This is a genomic window from Streptomyces mirabilis (assembly GCF_018310535.1).
In the GTDB taxonomy this organism is placed as follows: Bacteria; Actinomycetota; Actinomycetes; order Streptomycetales; family Streptomycetaceae; genus Streptomyces.
Map to the genome: position 1 here is coordinate 2,514,724 of NZ_CP074102.1, position 20,914 is coordinate 2,535,637.

At 68.3% G+C, this 20,914-nt stretch carries 20 protein-coding genes; 1 reads left to right on the forward strand and 19 read right to left on the reverse strand.

Going from position 1 to position 20,914, the window contains the following annotated elements; genetic code table 11:
- The first annotated feature begins 194 nt into the window (after positions 1-194).
- The gene (locus SMIR_RS10865) at positions 195-2,033 is read left to right on the forward strand and encodes a glycoside hydrolase family 18 chitinase (protein ID WP_168495596.1); all 1,839 of its coding nucleotides are present in this window, start codon (positions 195-197) and stop codon (positions 2,031-2,033) included.
- Between the two features lie 75 nt (positions 2,034-2,108).
- On the opposite strand, the gene SMIR_RS10870 is transcribed toward SMIR_RS10865, so the two are convergent.
- The 19 genes from SMIR_RS10870 to SMIR_RS10960 all read right to left on the reverse strand — a co-directional run bounded on the left by SMIR_RS10870 (position 2,109) and on the right by SMIR_RS10960 (position 20,892).
- Complete coding sequence (locus SMIR_RS10870; protein WP_054233219.1) at positions 2,109-2,555, reverse strand: DUF2550 domain-containing protein; 447 nt, start codon at positions 2,553-2,555, stop codon at positions 2,109-2,111.
- Positions 2,556-2,684: 129 nt separating this feature from the next.
- Positions 2,685-3,059 (reverse strand): F0F1 ATP synthase subunit epsilon, encoded by a 375-nt coding sequence (locus tag SMIR_RS10875; protein ID WP_054233220.1) that lies wholly within the window; start codon positions 3,057-3,059, stop codon positions 2,685-2,687.
- A gap of 163 nt (positions 3,060-3,222) precedes the next feature.
- Positions 3,223-4,659, reverse strand: a complete 1,437-nt coding sequence (gene atpD, locus SMIR_RS10880; protein WP_054233221.1) for a F0F1 ATP synthase subunit beta — start codon at positions 4,657-4,659, stop codon at positions 3,223-3,225.
- Positions 4,659-5,573, reverse strand: a complete 915-nt coding sequence (locus SMIR_RS10885) for a F0F1 ATP synthase subunit gamma (RefSeq protein ID WP_168495592.1) — start codon at positions 5,571-5,573, stop codon at positions 4,659-4,661. Before SMIR_RS10885 ends, atpD begins: the two co-directional genes overlap by 1 nt.
- 21 nt (positions 5,574-5,594) lie before the next feature.
- Complete coding sequence (atpA, locus tag SMIR_RS10890; RefSeq protein WP_101400693.1) at positions 5,595-7,184, reverse strand: F0F1 ATP synthase subunit alpha; 1,590 nt, start codon at positions 7,182-7,184, stop codon at positions 5,595-5,597.
- Between the two features lie 124 nt (positions 7,185-7,308).
- Positions 7,309-8,133: a F0F1 ATP synthase subunit delta gene (locus SMIR_RS10895; RefSeq protein WP_168495590.1), complete on the reverse strand. Its 825-nt coding sequence runs from the start codon at positions 8,131-8,133 to the stop codon at positions 7,309-7,311.
- On the reverse strand, positions 8,130-8,678 hold the full coding sequence (locus SMIR_RS10900) for a F0F1 ATP synthase subunit B (protein WP_212726921.1): 549 nt from the start codon (positions 8,676-8,678) through the stop codon (positions 8,130-8,132). Before SMIR_RS10900 ends, SMIR_RS10895 begins: the two co-directional genes overlap by 4 nt.
- A gap of 38 nt (positions 8,679-8,716) precedes the next feature.
- A complete protein-coding gene (atpE, locus tag SMIR_RS10905) occupies positions 8,717-8,962 on the reverse strand; it encodes an ATP synthase F0 subunit C (protein WP_212726922.1) in 246 nt (81 codons plus the stop codon).
- Positions 8,963-9,038: 76 nt separating this feature from the next.
- On the reverse strand, positions 9,039-9,857 hold the full coding sequence (atpB, locus tag SMIR_RS10910) for a F0F1 ATP synthase subunit A (protein ID WP_527252120.1): 819 nt from the start codon (positions 9,855-9,857) through the stop codon (positions 9,039-9,041).
- A 225-nt stretch (positions 9,858-10,082) separates the two neighbouring features.
- Positions 10,083-10,523, reverse strand: coding sequence for a Cg1360 family ATP-synthase-associated protein (locus tag SMIR_RS10915; protein ID WP_168495586.1), 441 nt, complete (start codon positions 10,521-10,523; stop codon positions 10,083-10,085).
- A gap of 284 nt (positions 10,524-10,807) precedes the next feature.
- The gene (locus SMIR_RS10920; RefSeq protein WP_212726923.1) at positions 10,808-12,190 is read right to left on the reverse strand and encodes an MraY family glycosyltransferase; all 1,383 of its coding nucleotides are present in this window, start codon (positions 12,188-12,190) and stop codon (positions 10,808-10,810) included.
- A 126-nt stretch (positions 12,191-12,316) separates the two neighbouring features.
- Positions 12,317-13,558, reverse strand: coding sequence for a serine hydroxymethyltransferase (glyA, locus tag SMIR_RS10925; protein ID WP_212726924.1), 1,242 nt, complete (start codon positions 13,556-13,558; stop codon positions 12,317-12,319).
- A gap of 112 nt (positions 13,559-13,670) precedes the next feature.
- Positions 13,671-14,336, reverse strand: coding sequence for an arsenate reductase/protein-tyrosine-phosphatase family protein (locus SMIR_RS10930; protein WP_054233230.1), 666 nt, complete (start codon positions 14,334-14,336; stop codon positions 13,671-13,673).
- On the reverse strand, positions 14,333-14,980 hold the full coding sequence (locus tag SMIR_RS10935) for an L-threonylcarbamoyladenylate synthase (RefSeq protein WP_054233231.1): 648 nt from the start codon (positions 14,978-14,980) through the stop codon (positions 14,333-14,335). Before SMIR_RS10935 ends, SMIR_RS10930 begins: the two co-directional genes overlap by 4 nt.
- Positions 14,981-15,033: 53 nt before the next feature.
- Positions 15,034-15,879, reverse strand: coding sequence for a peptide chain release factor N(5)-glutamine methyltransferase (prmC, locus tag SMIR_RS10940; RefSeq protein ID WP_101400688.1), 846 nt, complete (start codon positions 15,877-15,879; stop codon positions 15,034-15,036).
- Between the two features lie 122 nt (positions 15,880-16,001).
- Positions 16,002-17,078: a peptide chain release factor 1 gene (gene prfA / locus SMIR_RS10945; RefSeq protein ID WP_054233261.1), complete on the reverse strand. Its 1,077-nt coding sequence runs from the start codon at positions 17,076-17,078 to the stop codon at positions 16,002-16,004.
- Between the two features lie 174 nt (positions 17,079-17,252).
- A complete protein-coding gene (gene rpmE / locus SMIR_RS10950) occupies positions 17,253-17,474 on the reverse strand; it encodes a 50S ribosomal protein L31 (RefSeq protein WP_033323852.1) in 222 nt (73 codons plus the stop codon).
- 180 nt (positions 17,475-17,654) lie between these two features.
- The gene (locus tag SMIR_RS10955; protein WP_212726925.1) at positions 17,655-18,794 is read right to left on the reverse strand and encodes an LCP family protein; all 1,140 of its coding nucleotides are present in this window, start codon (positions 18,792-18,794) and stop codon (positions 17,655-17,657) included.
- Between the two features lie 208 nt (positions 18,795-19,002).
- Positions 19,003-20,892 carry a trypsin-like serine protease gene (locus tag SMIR_RS10960; protein WP_212726926.1) on the reverse strand — a complete coding sequence of 630 codons (1,890 nt, stop codon included), beginning with the start codon at positions 20,890-20,892 and terminating at the stop codon, positions 19,003-19,005.
- Between the last annotated feature and the right edge of the window lie 22 nt (positions 20,893-20,914).

Here is a 20,914-nt window from a genome sequence, read left to right on the forward strand (position 1 = left end):
TATTGACCTATGGTCCAGACCTTTCTATTCTCGCCGCACTGCGCTTGGTCATGCCCCCGACACCTCCCCCGCCGAAGGGGCGCGCCGGTGGCGAGAGCGCGAGCGCGCGGAGGCCCGAAGGGTTGAGCACGGTCGCGGTCTCGCCACCGGCTGGAGCGCCCCGGAGGCGAAACAGACAAAGAAGGAGGCGCAGCATGCGCTTCAGAACCAGAGTCCGACAGCGAACCGTGGCAGGACTCACCACTCTGCTGCTTCCGCTCGCCGCCCTGGTCGGGCTCGCGAGCCCCGCCTCGGCAGCCACCTCCGCCACCGCCACGTACACCAAGACCCAGGACTGGGGTACGGGCTTCGAAGGCAAGTGGACCGTCACCAACACCGGTACCACCAGCATCAGTTCCTGGACGATCGACTGGGACTTCCCCTCCGGTACGTCCGTCACCTCGGCCTGGGACGCGGACGTCACCTCCTCCGGCACCCACTGGACCGCGAAGAACAAGTCGTACAACGGCACCCTCGCCGCGGGCGCCTCCGTCTCCTTCGGCTTCAACGGCGCCGGCACGGGATCTCCGACCAACTGCACGCTCAACGGCGGCAGTTGTGACGGCGGCACCACCGTCCCCGGCGACAACCCGCCGAGCACGCCCGGCACCCCCACCGCCTCCGCGATCACCGACACCTCGGTGAAGCTCTCCTGGAGCGCGGCCACCGACGACAAGGGTGTCAAGAACTACGACGTCCTGCGCGGCGGCACCAAGGTCGCCACCGTGACCACGACCTCGTACACGGACACCGGTCTGACCGCCGGCACCGACTACTCGTACACCGTCCAGGCCCGTGACACCGCCGACCAGACCGGTCCGGTCAGCGGCGCGGTCGCCGTCCACACCACGGGCGGCGGTACGACCCCGCCCCCGACCGGCAACGCCGTCAAGCTCGGCTACTTCACCGAGTGGGGCATCTACGGCCGCAACTACAACGTCAAGAACCTGGTGACCTCGGGCTCGGCCGCGAAGATCACGCACATCAACTACGCCTTCGGCAACGTCACCAACGGCCAGTGCGCGATCGGCGACTCCTACGCGGACTACGACAAGGCCTTCACCGCCGACCAGTCGGTCAGCGGCGTCGCCGACACCTGGGACCAGCCGCTGCGCGGCAACTTCAACCAGCTGCGCGAGCTGAAGGCCAAGTACCCGAACATCAAGATCCTCTGGTCCTTCGGCGGCTGGACCTGGTCCGGCGGCTTCGCTCAGGCCGCGGCCAACCCGACCGCCTTCGCCCAGTCCTGCTACAACCTGGTCGAGGACCCGCGCTGGGCCGACGTCTTCGACGGCATCGACATCGACTGGGAGTACCCGAACGCCTGCGGTCTGTCCTGCGACACCAGCGGCGCCGCGGCCTACAAGAACCTGATGCAGGCCCTGCGCGCCAAGTTCGGCACGGGCAACCTGGTCACCGCGGCCACCACGGCCGACGGCACCTCCGGCGGCAAGATCGACGCCGCCGACTACGCGGGCGCCTCGCAGTACGTCGACTGGTACAACGTGATGACGTACGACTTCTTCGGAGCGTTCAACGCGCAGGGCCCGACCGCCCCGCACTCCCCGCTCACCTCGTACAGCGGTATCCCGACGCCCGGCTTCACCACGGCCGACGCGATCGCCAAGTTCAAGGCGAAGGGCGTGCCCGCGAGCAAGCTGCTGATCGGCATCGGCTTCTACGGCCGCGGCTGGACGGGCGTCACCCAGGACGCACCGGGCGGCACGGCCACGGGTCCGGCGGCGGGAACGTACGAGCAGGGCATCGAGGACTACAAGGTGCTGAAGACGTCCTGCCCCGCCACCGGCACGATCGCGGGGACGGCGTACGCGCACTGCGGCAGCAACTGGTGGTCCTACGACACCCCGGCGACCATCGGCACGAAGATGGCCTGGGCCAAGAACCAGGGCCTGGGCGGCGCGTTCTTCTGGGAGTTCAGCGGAGACACCAGCAACGGCGAACTGGTGAGCGCGATCAACAGCGGACTGGGATAGCCGCTAGGCCCCATTGACGCTCCCCCAGACTTCGTCCGGGGGGGGGACCCCCACCCAGCGGGTGAATGCGGCCTTTCAGGCCACATTCACTCGCTGTCCGGGCGGGGCCGCCTCCAGCCACGCGAGGAAACCGGTCAGCGCGTCCTCGCTCATCGCCAGTTCCAGGCGGGTGCCCCGGTGCACGCAGGCCAGGATGATCGCGTCGGAGAGCAGGGCGAGTTCCTCCTCGCCGTCCGGGGTGCGGCGGCCGGCCACCTCGATCGCCGAGCGTTCCAGGACGCGGCGCGGGCGGGGGGAGTACGAGAAGACGCGATACCACTCGATGCGGTCGCCGTTGTAGCGGGCGACGCCGTAGCCCCAGCCCTTTCCGTTGGGGTCGCTCTTCTCCGGGACGTCCCAGCGCAGGCTGCAGTCGAACGTGCCCCCGGAGCGCTGGATCAGCCGGCGGCGGAGGCCGAAGACGAACAGCCCCACCACCACGAGCGCCACTACCAATCCGCACACAGTCAGAGCGAGGACCATCGACACCGACCTCCTCGTCTCCTAGGTAACGGAAAAGAAAAAACCTCCGCATTTGCCTCAGCCGCGGCGGGGTCCGGAGTGATCCGGTCCCCGCCGCGGCTGAGGCAAAGCATCACACAGCGCGGCGACTCAGCGCGCCGACACCGCCCGCAGACGGACGTCCGCGCGGCGCTCGGCGGAGGCATCGCCCTCCGCCTTCGCGCGCTCGAGCTCCCGCTCCACACGCTGGACGTCGATCTCGTCCGACAGCTCGGCGATCTCGGCCAGCAGTGACAGCTTGTTGTCGGCGAACGAGATGAAACCGCCGTGCACCGCGGCGACGACCGTTCCACCATCACTCGTACGGATGGTCACCGGGCCCGACTCCAGCACACCGAGCAGCGGCTGGTGACCGGGCATGACGCCGATGTCGCCGGACGCGGTACGCGCGACGACCAGGGTGGCCTCGCCGGACCAGACACTGCGGTCCGCGGCGACGAGCTCGACGTGCAGCTCAGCAGCCAAGGTGGGCTCCTCGGGTCACCACCCGGCATGGCCGCCGGGTGTTGGGTCAAAGTCTAATGGGCGTACGGAGGGGGACGGGACGCGCCCCGCGAGGTGCGGTCCCGTCCCCCTCCCTTACGAACACGAGTTCCTCAGGAACCGGAGTCCCTCAGATACGCGAGGTTCAGGAGACGCCGAGCTCCTTGGCGTTGGCCTTGAGGTCCTCAATGCCACCGCACAGGAAGAACGCCTGCTCCGGGAAGTGGTCGTACTCACCGTCGATGATCGCGTTGAAGGCCGCGATCGACTCGTCCAGCGGGACGTCCGACCCGTCGACGCCGGTGAACTGCTTGGCGACGTGGGTGTTCTGGGACAGGAAGCGCTCCACGCGACGGGCGCGGTGGACAGTGAGCTTGTCCTCCTCGCCGAGCTCGTCGATACCGAGGATCGCGATGATGTCCTGAAGGTCCTTGTACTTCTGCAGGACCGACTTGACCCGCATCGCGGCGGCGTAGTGGTCCGCCGCGATGTAGCGCGGGTCCAGGATGCGGGACGTGGAGTCCAGCGGGTCCACGGCCGGGTAGATGCCCTTCTCGGAGATCGGACGGGACAGAACCGTCGTCGCGTCGAGGTGGGCGAACGTGGTGGCCGGGGCCGGGTCGGTCAGGTCGTCCGCGGGGACGTAGATCGCCTGCATCGAGGTGATCGAGTGACCACGGGTCGAGGTGATGCGCTCCTGGAGGAGACCCATCTCGTCGGCCAGGTTCGGCTGGTAGCCCACCGCGGAGGGCATACGGCCGAGCAGGGTCGAGACCTCGGAACCGGCCTGCGTGAAGCGGAAGATGTTGTCGATGAAGAACAGCACGTCCTGGTTCTGGACGTCACGGAAGTACTCCGCCATCGTCAGACCCGCGAGAGCCACGCGCAGACGGGTGCCCGGGGGCTCGTCCATCTGACCGAAGACAAGCGCGGTCTTGTCGATGACGCCCGAGTCCGACATCTCCTCGATGAGGTCGTTGCCCTCACGGGTGCGCTCACCGACACCGGCGAACACGGAGACACCGTCGTGGTTGTTGGCGACGCGGTAGATCATCTCCTGGATGAGCACCGTCTTGCCGACACCGGCACCACCGAACAGACCGATCTTTCCACCCTTGACGTACGGGGTGAGAAGGTCGATGACCTTGACGCCGGTCTCGAACATCTCGGTCTTCGACTCGAGCTCGTCGAAGCGCGGGGCCTTGCGGTGGATGGACCAGCGCTCGCCCTCGTACTTCTCGTCGGAGTTCAGCACCTCACCGAGGGTGTTGAAGACCTTGCCCTTGGTGAAGTCACCGACGGGGACGGTGATGCCCGTGCCCGTGTCGGTGACCGCGGCCTGGCGGACCAGACCGTCGGTGGGCTGCATGGAGATCGTGCGGACCAGGCCGTCACCCAGGTGCTGGGCGACCTCCAGGGTCAGCGTCTTCTTCTCGCCGGCGTTGGCCGGGTCGGCCACCTCGACGTGAAGGGCGTTGTAGATGTCCGGCATCGCGTCGACGGGGAACTCCACGTCGACGACCGGGCCGATGACCCGGGCGACGCGGCCCGTGGCAACGGCCGTCTCAGAAGTCGTCGTCATTACTTGTCACTCCCCGCGGTCGCGTCGGCAAGGGCTGCGGAGCCACCGACGATCTCGCTGATTTCCTGGGTGATTTCGGCCTGGCGGGCCGCATTGGCAAGACGGGAGAGCGTGGTGATCAGGTCTCCCGCGTTGTCGGTCGCCGACTTCATCGCGCGGCGGGTGGCGGCGTGCTTGGAGGCAGCCGACTGGAGCAGCGCGTTGTAGATACGGCTCTCGACGTACCGAGGCAGCAGGGCGTCGAGGACGTCCTCCGCCGACGGCTCGAACTCGTACAGCGGAAGAATCTCGCCCTTGGGCGCCTCTTCCGCGACCTCTTCGAGGCGCAGCGGCAGCAGGCGGCCGTCGACCGCCGTCTGCGTCATCATCGAGACGAACTCGGTGTAGACGATGTGGAGTTCATCCACGCCGCCGTCCGCCGTCGCCGTCTCGATGGCCTCGATCAGCGGCGCCGCGACCTTCTTGGCGTCCGCGTAGGTGGGCTCGTCGGTGAAGCCCGACCACGACTGCACGACCGTGCGCTCGCGGAAGTTGTAGTGGGCCAGACCGCGGCGGCCGACGATGTACGTGTCGACCTCCTTGCCCTCCGCCTCAAGACGGGCGGTCAACAGCTCCGCCGCCTTGATGGCGTTGGAGTTGAAGGCGCCGGCCAGTCCGCGGTCGCTCGTGAGGAGCAGCACCGCGGAACGGGTCGCCGTCTCCGCCTCCGTGGTCAGCGGGTGCTTGGTGTTCGAGCCGGTGCCGACCGCCGTGACCGCGCGGGTGAGCTCGGTCGCGTACGGCGCGGAGGCCGCCACCTTGCGCTGCGCCTTGACGACGCGCGAGGCGGCGATCATCTCCATCGCCTTGGTGATCTTCTTGGTCGCGGTGACGGATCGGATGCGACGCTTGTAGACCCGGAGCTGGGCTCCCATGAGTCAGGTCCCTTCCTTACGTCACTTGGCCGCGGCCGGAACGTCTTCGCCGAGAAGCTTGCCGTCCGAGGTCTCGAACTGCTTCTTGAAGTCCGCGATGGCGTCCGCGATGGCGGTGAGGGTGTCGTCCGACATCTTGGCGCCCTCCTTGATGGAGGTCATGAGGCCCTGCTCCTTGCGGTGCAGGTACTCCAGGAGCTCCGTCTCGAAGCGGCGGATGTCGGCGACCGGTACGTCGTCCATCTTGCCGGTGGTGCCGGCCCACACGGAGACGACCTGGTCCTCGGTGGCCATCGGCTGGTACTGAGGCTGCTTGAGCAGCTCGACCAGCCGCTGACCGCGCTCCAGCTGCGACTTCGACGCGGCGTCCAGGTCGGAACCGAAGGCGGCGAACGCCTCCAGCTCGCGGTACTGGGCGAGGTCCAGACGCAGTCGGCCGGACACCTGGCGCATCGCCTTGTGCTGGGCGGAGCCACCGACGCGGGAGACCGAGATACCGACGTTCAGGGCCGGACGCTGGCCGGCGTTGAACAGGTCGGACTCCAGGAAGCACTGGCCGTCGGTGATGGAGATGACGTTGGTCGGGATGAACGCCGACACGTCGTTCGCCTTGGTCTCGACGATCGGCAGACCCGTCATCGAACCGGCGCCCATCTCGTCGGAGAGCTTCGCGCAGCGCTCCAGCAGACGGGAGTGCAGGTAGAAGACGTCACCGGGGTAGGCCTCGCGCCCCGGCGGACGGCGCAGCAGCAGGGACACGGCGCGGTAGGCGTCGGCCTGCTTCGAGAGGTCGTCGAAGATGATGAGGACGTGCTTGCCCTCGTACATCCAGTGCTGGCCGATGGCCGAACCGGTGTACGGCGCAAGGTACTTGAAGCCGGCCGGGTCGGACGCCGGGGCGGCGACGATGGTCGTGTACTCCAGCGCGCCGGCCTCTTCGAGGGCGCCACGCACGGAGGCGATGGTCGAACCCTTCTGACCGATGGCGACGTAGATGCAGCGGACCTGCTTCTTGGTGTCGCCCGAGCGCCAGTTGTCGCGCTGGTTGATGATCGTGTCGACGGCCAGCGCGGTCTTACCGGTCTGACGGTCGCCGATGACCAGCTGACGCTGGCCACGGCCGATCGGGGTCATCGCGTCGACGGCCTTGTAGCCGGTCTCCATCGGCTCGTGCACCGACTTGCGGACCATGACGCCCGGGGCCTGCAGCTCGAGGGCGCGGCGGCCGGTGGTCTCGATCTCGCCGAGGCCGTCGATCGGGTTGCCGAGCGGGTCGACGACGCGGCCGAGGTAGCCCTCGCCCACGGCGACGGACAGCACCTCACCGGTGCGCTGCACCGGCTGGCCCTCCTCGATACCACTGAACTCGCCGAGGACGACCGCACCGATCTCGCGCTCTTCCAGGTTCAGCGCGAGACCGAGGGTTCCGTCCTCGAACTTCAGCAGCTCGTTCGCCATCGCCGAGGGAAGGCCCTCGATCTTGGCGATACCGTCGCCGGCGACGGTGACCGTACCGACCTCCTCGCGCGAGGCCGCGTCCGGCTTGTACGACTGGACAAAGTTCTCCAGCGCGTCCCGGATCTCCTCCGGCCGGATCGTGAGCTCCGCCATCTGGGTTCCCTGCTCTCCTTGTTGGGCCCGAAGTTTTCTTGGGGGGTCTGGGGTCAGCCCCCAGGAATCCTCTGCACGGCCCAACCAGGGCCGTAAGTACTACGTGGTTACGCGTATTGAGTTGCTACTGGCCGACGATGCGTCGGCGCGCGTCCTCGAGTCGGTCCGCGACGGCACCGTCGATGATCTCGTCGCCGACCTGCACCCGGATCCCGCCGATGACCTCGGGGTCCACGTCGAGGTTGAGGTGCATCGGGCGGCCGTAGAGCTTCGCCAGGGCGGCGCCGAGGCGCTGCTTCTGTCCGTCGCTCAGCGGGACCGCCGAGGTGACGACGGCGACCATGCGGTTGCGGCGCTCGGCGGCGAGCTTGGACAGGGACTCGAGTCCCGCCTCCAGGCTACGTCCCCGGGGCGCGGCCACAAGGCGCGTCACCAGGCGTTCGGTGGTCGGGTTGGCCCGGCCGCCGAGCAGGCTGTGCAGCAGCTCGCTCTTGGCCGCCTTCGAGGCGGTGCGGTCGGTCAGCGCGGCGCGCAGCTCGGTGTTCGAGGAGACGATCCGGCCGAAGCGGAACAGTTCGTCCTCGACGTCGTCGAGCGCGTTCGCCCGCTGGGCGGCCGTGAGGTCGGCGATGCTCGCCAGCTCCTCCAGCGCGTCCACCAGGTCACGCGACTGCGACCAGCGCGAGCGCACCAGGCCGGCCACCAGGTCCGCGGTCGGCCCGCCGACCTGGCCGCCGAGCAGGCGCTGGGCCAGCTCGGCCTTGGCCTCGCCGGGCTGCGCCGGGTCGGTCAGGACCCGACGCAGCGACACCTCGCGGTTGAGCAGCGCGGTGACGGCGGCCAGCTCGTCGCCGAGCTGGACCGCGTCCACGGACGTCGAGTCCGTCAGCGCGTCGAGACGCTCACGAGCTGCAGCGAGGGCCTCGCGGCTTGCTCCGTGTGCGGTCATCGAGTCGCCTCGGCCTTCTCCTCGAGCTCGTCGAGGAAGCGGTCGATGACGCGGCTCTGCCGGGCGTGGTCCTCGAGGGACTCACCGACGAGCTTGCCGGCCAGGTCGGTGGCGAGCTTGCCCACGTCCTGTCGCAGCGCCTGCGAGGCGGCCTTGCGGTCGGCCTCGAGCTGCGAGTGACCGGCGGCGATGATCTCCTCGCGCTGCCGCTGGCCTTCCGCACGCATGTCGGCGATGAGCGTGGCGCCCTGCTCCTGCGCCTCCTGGCGCAGCCGCGCGGCCTCGTGCCGTGCCTCGGCGAGCTGGGCCTTGTACTGCTCCAGCACGCTCTGGGCTTCGACCTTCATGGCGTCGGCCTCTTCGATACCGCCTTCGATCGCCGCACGGCGCTCTTCCAGAACCTTGTTGATGTTCGGGAGGAGCTTCTTCCAGAAGAAGAAGAAGACGATGGCGAAGGCGATGGCGCCGACGAGCAGCTCGGGACCCGCCGGGATGAGCGGGTTCTGCTCTTCCTCGGCTGCGAGTGCAACCAGGTTGGCGATCACATCAGTGCCTTTCGTCGTTTCGTGTCAGTAAGGGGTGATTACTTACCGAACACGAACGGCATAACGATGCCGATGAGGGCGAGCGCCTCACAGAAGGCGAAGCCGAGGATCTGGTTGGCGCGGATCAGACCGGCAGCCTCGGGCTGACGGGCCAGGGCCTGGGTGCCCTGACCGAAGATGTAGCCGACGCCGACGCCGGGGCCGATCGCGGCGAGACCGTAACCGATGGAGCCGACCGAGCCGTGGACGGTCGCAGCGGCAGCGATGGTCTGGAGAGCGGACATGCCGGTTCTTCCTTCTCTTTCATGGACCGGTGGGGGTTGGCCACCGGACGCCTGGGGGTTTGCGGGGCGGTTTGCCTCAGTGGTGCTCGGCGAGAGCGCCCTGGAGGTAGGAGCAAGCCAGCAGCACGAAGACGTACGCCTGGACGGCCTGCACGAAGAGCTCAAAGAGGATCATGGTGATCGTCATGATGAACGAGACGCCGGCCGCCGGGACCATCCAGCTGTTCAGCAGGTACCAGGAGGCGACGGTGAACATGACCAGCATCAGGTGGCCGGCGAACATGTTGGCGAAGAGTCGGACCGCGTGCGTGAAGGGCCGGACGATCAGGTTCGAGAGGAACTCGATGACCATGACGAGCGGCAGCACCGGACCGAGCGACTTGTCGTAGCCGGTGACGTTCTTGAAGAAGCCGACGAAGCCGTGGCGCTTGAACGTCACCGAGACCCAGAGGATCCAGACGAGCGCTGCGAGCACGACCGGGAAGGCGAAGACCGACGCCACCGGGAACTGCGCCAGCGGGATCACGGACCAGATGTTCATGATCCAGATGAAGAAGAACAGCGAGACCATCAGCGGGACGTACTTCTCGCCCTCGCGCTTGCCGAGCGTCTCGTAGACGATGCCGCGGCGCACGAAGTCGTAACCGGCCTCACCGACCATCTGCAGCTTGCCCGGGATCACCTTGGCCTTGCCGAAGGCCGCCCAGAAGAAGGCGACGACAAGGATGGAGGTGAGGAGGGCGAGCAGCATGACCTTGTTGAACTCGAACCCCCCGACCGTGGCGAGCGGCTTGAAGAGGAACGAGTGCAGGCCCGGAGCCGGAAAGCCACACCCGTTGTCGGACATGATCCGACAGCTCCAGTCAAAGGCGAGCTGGGTCTGGTCAGCACTCACCACGGGCTCCTTCGGCGTGACGCATAGGTACGGCAACCTCGTTGTGTCGGCGCGGCGCGCAGCCGCGGTTCGGCACTGGACTGGTGTAACGAATGTGGGGGCGGCTGTGGGGCATCAAGCCTCGCGATTGAGCAGGCGTCAGCTCAGATGCCCGCGCCCGCGATGCCGCAGTTGGCACCGGACGATAGCAGGATCTCCCACATGGCTTTATCCCACCCCTACCCCTCACGACGAGGGCCCTGATTTCTCGGGCTTCTCGCTCTTCTTCTCGGGTTCGGGGTCGACATAGAAGATCTTGGCCTTCATGTGCGCCCGCGCCTGCGCCGCCATCCACACGACGGTCGCGAGGACGAGACCGACCGCGAACGCCTTGGGGTTGAACAGAGACGTGTTCTTGAAGAGTGCCACGAAGATCAGGAGCAGCAGGAGTTGGGCGACGTAGAGCATCAGACCCATGGCCTGGAACAACTGCGGGAGCGTTTTCGCCGTCCACTGCAGGACGTAGAGGCCGATCCCCATGAAGAGGATGGCCAGCAGGGTGCCGATGCCCGCACCGAGCGCGCCTTTGCCACCGGCGACCACGCCACTGACGGCGACGGCGATCACGCCGACAGCCGCTGTGGGGACAGCGGTGTGCAATAGGTTCCGGGCGTCATTGGACGGCATGGCGGCAACTCCGCTTGCTTCGGGGGCAGGGTGTCGTCATGGACGAGCGTAGTCCCGGGCTGAGAGAGAACCTCACGCCAAGGGGCCGTCTCACTACGGTCCTTCGGCTCTATCCCGGGTTCTCGTGAACCGTATCACAAACTATTTGATGCGGTCTTTACCTAGAAGGTGTGCTCGCTGTCACACATGAGAGTGAACCTGCGCGTTTGTGCAATATCGAGGGCGACTTGTCTGGTATTGACGCGGTTTGCCGGTGATCCCTCTTGCGGAATTCTTACTTTGCGTCAGCGTGAAGATTCGGCTTTGCGCCCTTCAAGGAAGCGCGCACGGGGCCCAATTGCCGTCGCTCCGTTGACTCCTGAGACACCCGTGGTGACCGGGGAACGGTGTTCGCGCACGCCCTCTTCCCGCTCCTGGGCCGCCTTCTCGTGGGACGCCGGCTCCTCGTACGCGGCGGAGGCCACGGCGGCCTCCGCCTCGGCCGCCAGGGCGACCCTGCGACGGCGGCGGTAGCGCGGCGGCACCAGGTGCTCGGCCCAGCGCGGGGCACGCGGCGTGAAGCGCGGCAGCAGGAGCAGTACGAGACCCACCGCGCTGAGCGCCGCGATGCCGAGCACGATCCACATGGACGCCGAGTTCACCGAGAAGGCGAGCGCTCCGAAGGCGATCAGCGCCGACCAGAAGTACATGATCAGGACGGCCCTGCTGTGCGAGTGGCCGACCTCCAGGAGGCGGTGGTGCAGGTGGCCGCGGTCGGCGGCGAAGGGCGACTGACCGCGCCAGGTGCGCCGCACGATGGCGAGCACCAGGTCGGCGGCCGGGACCGCGATGATCGTCAGTGGCAGCAGCAGCGGGATGTAGACCGGCACCGTCTGGTGCACGGTGTTGCGCTCCGAACCGGAGAACAGGTTCATCGCGTCCGGGTCGATCTGCCCGGTGATGGAGATCGCACCGGCGGCCAGCACCAGGCCGATCAACATCGAGCCGGAGTCGCCCATGAAGATCCGGGCGGGGTGCATGTTGTGCGGCAGGAAGCCCAGACACATGCCCATGAGGATCGACGCGAAGAGCGTCGCCGGGGCGGCGGCCTCGATGCCGTAGCTGTACCAGATGCGGTAGGCGTACAGGAAGAACGCGGCCGAGGCGATGCACACCATGCCGGCGGCCAGACCGTCGAGGCCGTCGACGAAGTTCACCGCGTTGATCGTGATGACGACCAGCGCCACGGTGAGCAGGGTGCCCTGCCACTGGGTCAGCGCGACCAGGCCGACGCCGGGGATGGGCAGCCACAGGATCGTCAGACCCTGCATGACCATCACACCCGCGGCGATCATCTGGCCGCCCAGCTTGATCAGGGCGTCGATCTCGAACTTGTCGTCCAGGACACCGATCAGCCAGATCAGCGCGGCGCCGGAGAGCAGCGCGCGGGGCTCGTTGGAGTCGGAGAAGACGGCGTTGAGGTTCCGCAGATGGTCGGCGACCAGCAGACCGGCGCACAGACCGAAGAACATCGCGATGCCACCGAGCCGCGGCGTGGGTTCCCGGTGCACGTCACGTGCCCGGATCTGCGGCATGGCTCCGGCCACGATCGCGAACTTCCGCACCGGCCCTGTCAGCAGATACGTCACCGCGGCCGTGATGCAGAGCGTCAGCAGATATTCACGCACGGGCTTCCCCACAGGTCTCGCTGGCCATCTCAGCCCCACACCCTAGCGATGCGCGCATATGGTTGGGGACTTCCGGGTAGCGACGATGGTTGCACGAGTGGCTGTGCACACGTGTGCGTGTACCCCTCACTCGTCCGGATAGGGCGGAAATCTCCCGGCCAGATCCCGTACTTCTTCACGCACCCGCTTGCTGTCGGTCTCGTCCCGCAGCACCGCCGCGAACATCTTCGCGACCTGCGCCATCTCCGCCTCGCCCATCCCCTGCGTGGTCAGCGCGGCCGTGCCCAGGCGCAGGCCGCGTGCGTCGCCGTGGGGCAGCGCGCAGGTGTCGAGGACCATTCCGGCGGCGGCGAGACGGCCTCGTGCGCCGCGTCCGTCGAGACCGAGCGGAGCGGTGTCCGCGGTGAGCATGTGGGTGTCGGTCCCCCCGGTGGTGAGGGCGAGCCCCTCCGCGGCCAGCCCCTCGGCCAGCACCTTCGCGTTGGCGACCACCTGATGTGCGTACGCCATGAAGGCGGGCGTCGCGGCCTCGCCGAACGCGACGGCCTTGGCGGCGATGGTGTGCATCTGGGCGCCGCCCTGGGTGAACGGGAAGACGGCCCGGTCGACCCGCTCGGCCAGCTCGCCGCCACAGAGGATCATGCCGCCGCGGGGGCCGCGCAGGACCTTGTGCGTGGTGGCGCAGACGACATCGGCGTACGGAACCGGACTGGGCGCCGCTCCCCCGGCGACCAGGCCGATGGGGTGGGCGGCGTCGGCGATGAGATAGGCGCCGACCTCGTCGGCGATCGCCCGGAAGAGCGCGTAGTCGATGTGCCGGGGGTAGGAGATCGACCCGCAGACGATGGCCTTCGGCCGGTGCGTACGGGCCAGTGCGCGCACCTGCTCGTAGTCGATGAGCCCGCTCTCCGCCTCCACCCTGTACCCCACGAAGTCGAACCAGCGGCCGGAGAAGTTCGCGGGCGACCCGTGCGTGAGGTGGCCGCCGAACGGCAGTCCCATGGCGAGGACGGTGTCCCCCGGCCGCAGCAGGGCGGCGTACGCGGCGAGGACGGCCGAAGATCCGGAGTGGGACTGCACGTTGGCGTGCTCGGCACCGAAGAGGGCCTTGGCGCGCTCCACGGCGAGGCGCTCGGCGACGTCGACGATCTCGCAGCCGCCGTGGTGGCGGGCGCCGGGATAGCCCTCGGCGTACTTGTTCGCCAGCGGCGACCCGAGGGCGGTCAGCACCGCCTTCGAGGTGAAGTTCTCGGCCGCGATCAGCTGGAGCGTCGTCGACTGCCGCGCCAGCTCCCCCATCAGGATCTCGGCGAGCTCCGGGTCCTGCAGACGCAGAACATCCGCTTCCAGCGTTTGTGTGACCGGCATGGTGGACTCCGGGCCTCGGCAGGGTGCGCTACGTCCAATGTAGAACCGGGACCGGTGGGACGCCCGGTATTACGGCCTATCGGGCGTCCCACGAGAAAACGCCCACACCGGCCTACGCGCGCGCCCGCACCCCGGTGAGCGCCGTCACCACCGGATCCAGCGCCTCGTTGATCTCGTCACCGATCGAGCGGAAGAACGGCAGGGGCGCGCCGTACGGGTCGAAGACCTCGTCCGCCTCCGCCGTGGGAGCCAGGAGCCACCCGCGTAGAGCGGCCGCCGCCCGGACCAGGGCGCGGGCGCGTTCGACCACTCCGTCCTCCAGGGGCGGCAGCGTGGCCGGGTCTATGGCGCGGACCAGCCTGGTGAACTCCTTCAGGGTGAAGGTGCGCAGGCCCGCGGAGTGGCCCATGGAGATGACCTGGGCGCGGTGGTCGCGGGTGGCGGTGAGGACCAGGTCGGCCCTGATGACGTGGTCGTCGAGGAGCTCGCGGCCGACGAAGCCGGAGGGGTCCGCGCCGAAGTCCGCGAGGACCGTCTCGGCGTTGGCCTCCATCGGGGCGCCCTCGTGCCCCCAGGTGCCGGCGCTCTCGACGATCAGGCCGCCCCACAGGGGGTCGCCCAGCCGGTCCGCGAGGGCATGGCGGGTCAGCCGCTCGGTGATCGGCGAGCGGCACACGTTGCCGGTGCTGACGTGGAGGATGCGGAAGGACCCCCTGGGGGACCCATTGGTCCCCGTGATCCCCGTGCCTATGCCACGCCCCGCGTCAGGGGCTGTCAATTCGCCACCTCGAGGTCGGGTACGACCTTCCGGAGCTCCTCCGCCGACAGGGCACCCGCGCGCAGCAGGACCGGCACCTTGCCGGTGACGTCGACGATCGAGGAGGGAACGTTACCGGGAGTCGGACCGCCGTCCAGGTACACGGAGACGGAGTCACCGAGCATCTCCTGCGCGGCGTCACAGTCCTCCGGCGCCGGGTGGCCGGTGAGGTTCGCGGAGGAGACGGCCATCGGGCCGACCTCCGTCAGCAGTTCGATGGCGACCGGGTGCAGCGGCATACGGATGGCCACCGTGCCCCGGGTGTCGCCCAAGTCCCACTGCAGGGACGGCTGGTGCTTGGCGACGAGGGTGAGCGCACCCGGCCAGAACGCGTCGACGAGCTCCCAGGCCATCTCGGAGAAGTCCGTGACAAGGCCGTGGAGGGTGTTCGGGGAGCCGATGAGGACAGGGGTGGGCATGTTGCGGCCCCGGCCCTTGGCCTCGAGGAGGTCGGCGACGGCTTCCGAGGTGAACGCGTCGGCGCCGATGCCGTACACCGTGTCCGTCGGGAGGACCACCAGCTCGCCACGGCGGACGGCGGACGCGGCCTCACGCAGACCGGTGATGCGGTCGGTCGCGTCGTTGGTGTCGTATCGCCGTGCCATTTAGCGGGCCTCCTCGTACACGTACTGCTGGCTGGGGATCACGATGCGCGCGCTCACGGCATCGCCTTGCGGGCGGTCGCGAACCGCGGCCGGTTGTTGAGGTCCGGGTGGTCGGCCGCGTCGGCCCAGCCCCGCTCCTCGGTGAAGATCCACGGCACCTGGCCGCCCTGGGTGTCGGCGTGCTCGATGACGACGAGACCGCCCGGGCGCAGCAGCCGGTGTGCGGTGCGCTCGATGCCACGGATGAGGTCGAGTCCGTCCTCGCCGGAGAACAGGGCGAGTTCGGGATCGTAGTCCCGGGCCTCCGGCGCCACGTACTCCCATTCCGTGAGCGGGATGTACGGCGGGTTGGAGATCACCAGGTCCACCTGGCCGTCGAGGTCCCTGAAGGCCTCCAGGGCGTCTCCCTGACGCAGGTCGACCCTGGACCCCTCGACGTTCTTGCGCGTCCACTGGAGGGCGTCCTCGGACAGCTCCACGGCGTGTACGCGTGAGCGCGGGACCTCCTGCGCGAGCGCGAGCGCGATGGCGCCCGAGCCGGTGCACAGGTCGACGATCATCGGCTCGACGACATCCATCGCGCGGACGGCGTCTATGGCCCAGCCGACGACGGACTCCGTCTCCGGACGCGGGACGAACACCCCGGGGCCCACCTGGAGTTCCAGATAGCGGAAGTAGGCGTGTCCGGTGATGTGCTGGAGCGGCTCGCGGGCCTCGCGGCGCGCGGTCACCTCCCAGTAGCGGGCGTCGAAGTCCACGTCCTTGACGGTGTGCAGTTCGCCCCGCTTCACGCCGTGCACGAAGGCGGCGAGCTCCTCCGCGTCGTTGCGCGGCGAGGGCACGCCGGCGTCGGCCAGCCGCTGGGTGGCCTGGGCCACTTCCGCGAGCAGCAGGTTCACGCTGGTCCTCCGGGGCTGAGCTGTTGTCGTACGGCTTGACGAGCAGGGCTTACAAGTACGGCCTCACAAAGCTGCGTTCCGCCGTTCGGCCGTTCCGCCGTTCGGCCGTCCGCCGTTCCGCCTTACGCGGCCGCGAGCTTCGCGGCCGAGTCGGCGTCGACGCACGCCTGGATCATCGCGTCGAGGTCCCCGTCGAGCACCTGGTCCAAGTTGTACGCCTTGAATCCGACGCGGTGGTCCGAGATGCGGTTCTCCGGGAAGTTGTACGTGCGGATCTTCTCGGAGCGGTCGACGGTGCGGACCTGGCTGCGGCGGGCGTCCGCGGCCTCACGCTCCGCTTCCTCCTGCGCCGCGGCGAGGAGCCTGGAGCGCAGGATACGCATCGCCTGCTCCTTGTTCTGCAGCTGGCTCTTCTCGTTCTGGCAGGAGGCGACGACTCCGGTCGGAATGTGCGTGATGCGCACCGCGGAGTCGGTCGTGTTGACGGACTGACCGCCGGGGCCCGACGAACGGTAGACGTCGATGCGCAGGTCGTTCGCGTGGATCTCGACGTCGACCTCCTCGGCCTCGGGCGTGACCAGCACACCGGCCGCGGAGGTGTGGATACGGCCCTGCGACTCGGTCGAGGGCACCCGCTGCACGCGGTGCACCCCGCCCTCGTACTTCAGACGCGCCCAGACACCCTGACCGGGCTCGGTGGCGCCCTGGCCGCCCTTGGTCTTCACGGCGACCTGGACGTCCTTGTAGCCGCCGAGCTCGGACTCGGTGGAGTCGATGATCTCGGTCTTCCAGCCGACACGCTCGGCGTAGCGCAGGTACATGCGCAGCAGGTCGCCGGCGAACAGGGCCGACTCGTCGCCGCCCGCGCCCGCCTTGATCTCGAGGATGACGTCCTTGTCGTCGCTGGGGTCGCGCGGGACCAGCAGCAGGCGGAGCTTCTCGGTGAGCTCCTCGCGCTGCTTCTCCAGCTCCTTGACCTCGGCCGCGAAGTCGGGGTCGTCGGCGGCGAACTCCTTCGCCGTGCCGATGTCGTCCCCGGTCTGCTTCCAGGAGCGGTACGTCGCGACGATCGGGGTCAGCTCGGCGTAGCGCTTGTTCAGCTTGCGCGCGTTGGCCTGGTCGGCGTGCACCGACGGGTCAGCGAGCTTCTTCTCCAGATCGGCGTGCTCGCCGATGAGTTCCTCGACCGCCTCGAACATCTCCGGCTCCAATGGACTGTCCCCAGCTCCATCATGGGCTCTGGGACGTAGGTAAGGCATGGGGGTCCCCCCTGCTCGAGCGAAGTCGAGAGCTTGGGGGAGGGGGCTGCACCGCAAAGCGCCGGTCCCGGCGCCCCCGTGCCGGGGACGCCGAAGACCGGCGCTGTGGGCTCGCTACTTCTTGGCAGCGGCAGCCTTGCCGAAGCGGGCCTCGAAGCGGGCCACGCGGCCACCGGTGTCGAGGATCTTCTGCTTGCCCGTGTAGAACGGGTGGCACTCGGAGCAGACCTCGGCGCGAATGGAACCGCTGGAGATCGTGCTACGGGTGGTGAACGACGCGCCACAGGTGCAGCTGACCTGCGTCTCGACGTACTCGGGGTGGATGTCGCGCTTCAAGGTGTCTCCTAGTTTCGGGAGGGCGCCGGGTCGCCGCCGCGGGATGCGGGTGCGTGAACCGGAGCCGACGTACCAGTCTGCCAGGACTGGCGCCATCCCCCAAAACCGGGGGCTTGGACGATCTATTCCCGAGGGTGTGTACGGGGCTCGTACGGGCCCCGGCGCGGCCTCCGTACCGGCTCAGGTCGAGCTGACGACGCCCTTCGCGGTGCCCGTGGCCGTGCCCTTCGTGGCCGCCTTCGGGATCGTCCGGTCGTTCTTCAGGGCGGTCCACACCAGCTGCGCCTTGGCCTTGTCGACGAGGACGCGGTTGGCGTCGGCACTGTCGTACTGGACCGGCATCGTCACCATGTTCATGTTCGACGAGCTGATGCCCTTGAGACCGTTGGCGAAGGACGCGAGGTTCTTGACCGTGCCGAGGTCGGAGTCGGTGGTGACGGTCTTGGTCGCGGTGTCGGCGAGGTCGTACAGCTTCGTGGGGCTGGACAGCACGCCGATGTGCTTGACCTGGTTGACCAGGGCCTTGATGAACGCCTGCTGGAGCTGGATGCGGCCGAGGTCGGAGCCGTCGCCGACGCCGTGCCGGGTGCGGACGAGGCCGAGCGCCTGCTGTCCGTCGAGCGTGTGCGTGCCGGCGGTCAGGTTCAGATGGCTGTCGGGGTCCTTGATGTTCTTGGTGGTGGTCACCCGAACACCGTCGAGGTCGTCGATGAGCTTCTGGAAACCGCTGAAGTCGACCTCGATGTAGTGGTCCATGCGGATACCGGACATGGACTCGACGGTCTTCACCGCGCAGGCGGCCCCACCGGTGGAGTACGCGGAGTTGAACATCACGCTGGTCGCGGCGGCGTGGGTGACGCCCTTGGCGTCGGTGCAGGAGGGGCGCGGGACGAGGGTGTCGCGGGGTATGGAGACCACGCTGGCCTTCTTGTGACCCTCGTATATGTGCACGACCATCGCCGTGTCCGAGCGGGCGCTGCCGTCGTCGGTGCCACCGCCGAGGTCCTTGTTGCTGCCGGAACGGGTGTCGGAGCCCAGGACCAGGATGTTCTCGGAGCCGTTGTCGACCTTCAGCGGCCGGTCGGTGCCGAGGGCCTGGTTGATGTCGACGGTCTTGATGTTGCCGTTGAGCTTGAAATACAGGTACCCGACGCCGGCGCCCCCCAGCACCACGACGCCCGCCGCGGTCCAGGCCGTGATGAGCAGGGCCTTGCTTCGCGTGCCGCGCGGCTTGCGGCGGCTGCCCTTCACACGGCGACGCGGGACGCTCGTGCCGGGCTCACCCGGTGTGCCGGGTTCCGGCATGCTCTCGGCAGGCATGTGCTCCTCTTGTCCTCGTTGCGGTCGGTTACCCCCTGCTTTCAGGGCCAAGCACGGTCCGGTGCGCCATGTAGTGCCTCATGGTCACTCCGTACGGTCAGACGGGGAAACTCGGGCAAGGGTTGCACAACGCACTGTGCCCACCGCGTGGCGCGATGGGCACAGTGCGTGACGGGCGAGCTCGGGGAAACCTCGCTCACCTGCGATTTCAGCCGAAGATGTCGTACTGCTTGAAATCGGTGCCGATCTTGATGGCTGTGGCAAAGATCTCGCTGGTCGCCTTGCCGGTACCGGGGTACAGGTAGAGCGTGCCGGCGGGCGTACGGGCCAGGAAGTCGGCCTTGCCGTCACCGGTCACGTCGCCCACCGCGTCGAAGGCGTTGTAGCCGACCCAGGTACGCACCTTGATCCGGCTGGAGAACGCGCCGGAGCCCGCCTTGCCGGTGCCCTTGAACAGGTAGACGTACGAGCCGGTCTTGCTGCGCGCGATCAGGTCGGCCTTGCCGTCGCCGGTGAAGTCGCCGTGGGCGCGCAGGGAGTTGTACTGGTTCCAGCCGGAGCTCACCTTGACGCGGGCCGAGAAGGTGCCGTTGCCCTTGCCCGGGTAGATCCACAGGACACCGCCGGAGTCGACCGAGAGCAGGTCGGGCAGGGCGTCACCGGTGACGTCGCCCGGGGCGACGACGCGGGTGCGGGTCTTCCAGTCGCTGAAGAGCTTGGTGTCGGCCCACTTGCCCGTGGACGGCAGGTAGTGCCACCAGTGGATGTCGCCGTTGGAGGTGCGGCGCTCGACGACGTCCTGGTAGCCGTCCCGGTCGAGGTCGGCCTGAAGGACGACGTTCGACGTGCTCCAGCCGCCCCACGACTGCCGGGCGCCGAACGAGGTGCCCTTGGAGTCCTTCTCGTACAGCGTCTTGGTGGAGGAGTTGCGGACGAACAGGTCGGCCTTGTCGTCACCGCTCAGGTTCGTGTCGTCGACGCGCGGGTAGGCGGCACCGACGTACGAGCTGACCTTGGTGAAGACGCTGTACGCGCCCTTCTCGACGCAGTCCACCACGCCCCAGGAGACGACGCCCACGATGCGGCCGCCCACGATCAGCGGGCCGCCGGAGTCGCCGTTGCAGGCGGAGGTGGTACCGGTGTCGCTGCCGGTCGCGGGGTTGCCCGCGCAGACCATGTGGCCCTTGATGAACTCGCCGCCGTAGTAGCCGCCGCACGTGGCGTCGGACTTGATGGGCAGCGTGGCCGTCTTCAGGGTCTCGGAGATGTCCTGGGTGCCGGAGGAGGTGCGGCCCCAGCCGTAGAGCGTCGCCTTGGTACCGGAGGCGTACGAGGCGGTGTCGCCCGACGTCGTCATCCGGATCGGCTTGGCCTTGACGGGCCCGTCCAGCGTGAGGACCGCTATGTCGTTGTCGATGGTCGACGCTTTGTACGAGGGGTGGTTCCACTGCCGCAGGACGGCGGTGGCGGTGCCGCCGTGCAGATCGGTGCCGCCCGCCGAGGGAAGCTGCGAGGTGCCGGTCACGACGGCGCCGTGGGACTTCCAGTCGTAGCTCTTGCCCTGCTCGTCCTTGACGCAGTGCGCGGCGGTGAGGATCTTCGTCGGCGAGACGACGGAGCCACCGCAGAAGAAACCGAAGTCGTCACTGGTGTCGCTGGTGCCCTTGTCGTCGAGGTACCAGAGCTGGGCCATCCACGGGGCGGTGGTGATGGTGGTCGTGGTGCCGCCGATGATCTTCGGGTCGACGGAGGCGCCGCTCGTGTTCGCGCTCGCGGCCGTGCTCGTGCTCGTACCGGTGGTCGCGGTCTTGCCCGTACCTGTACCTGTACCTGTGCTCGCGCCGGCGCTCGTGCTCGGTGAGGCCTTCGTCGTCGGCTGTCCGGCCGTACCGTCACTCGCGACGGCCCCGGCAATCCGCTTCTGCAGCGTGGCCAGGCTCGGCGAGGTACCGGTCGTCTTGGCGAGCGGCGCCGGCTGCGCGGTGGCGGCGTTCGCCGACGACATCAGGAGCGCACCCCCGACGGCCGCCGCCAGGGTCGCCGCCGCGACGGGCACCGCGATGCGTATCCGGCGTCTGTGACGACCGCGCCCGGACATGGACGTATCCACTCAAGTCCCC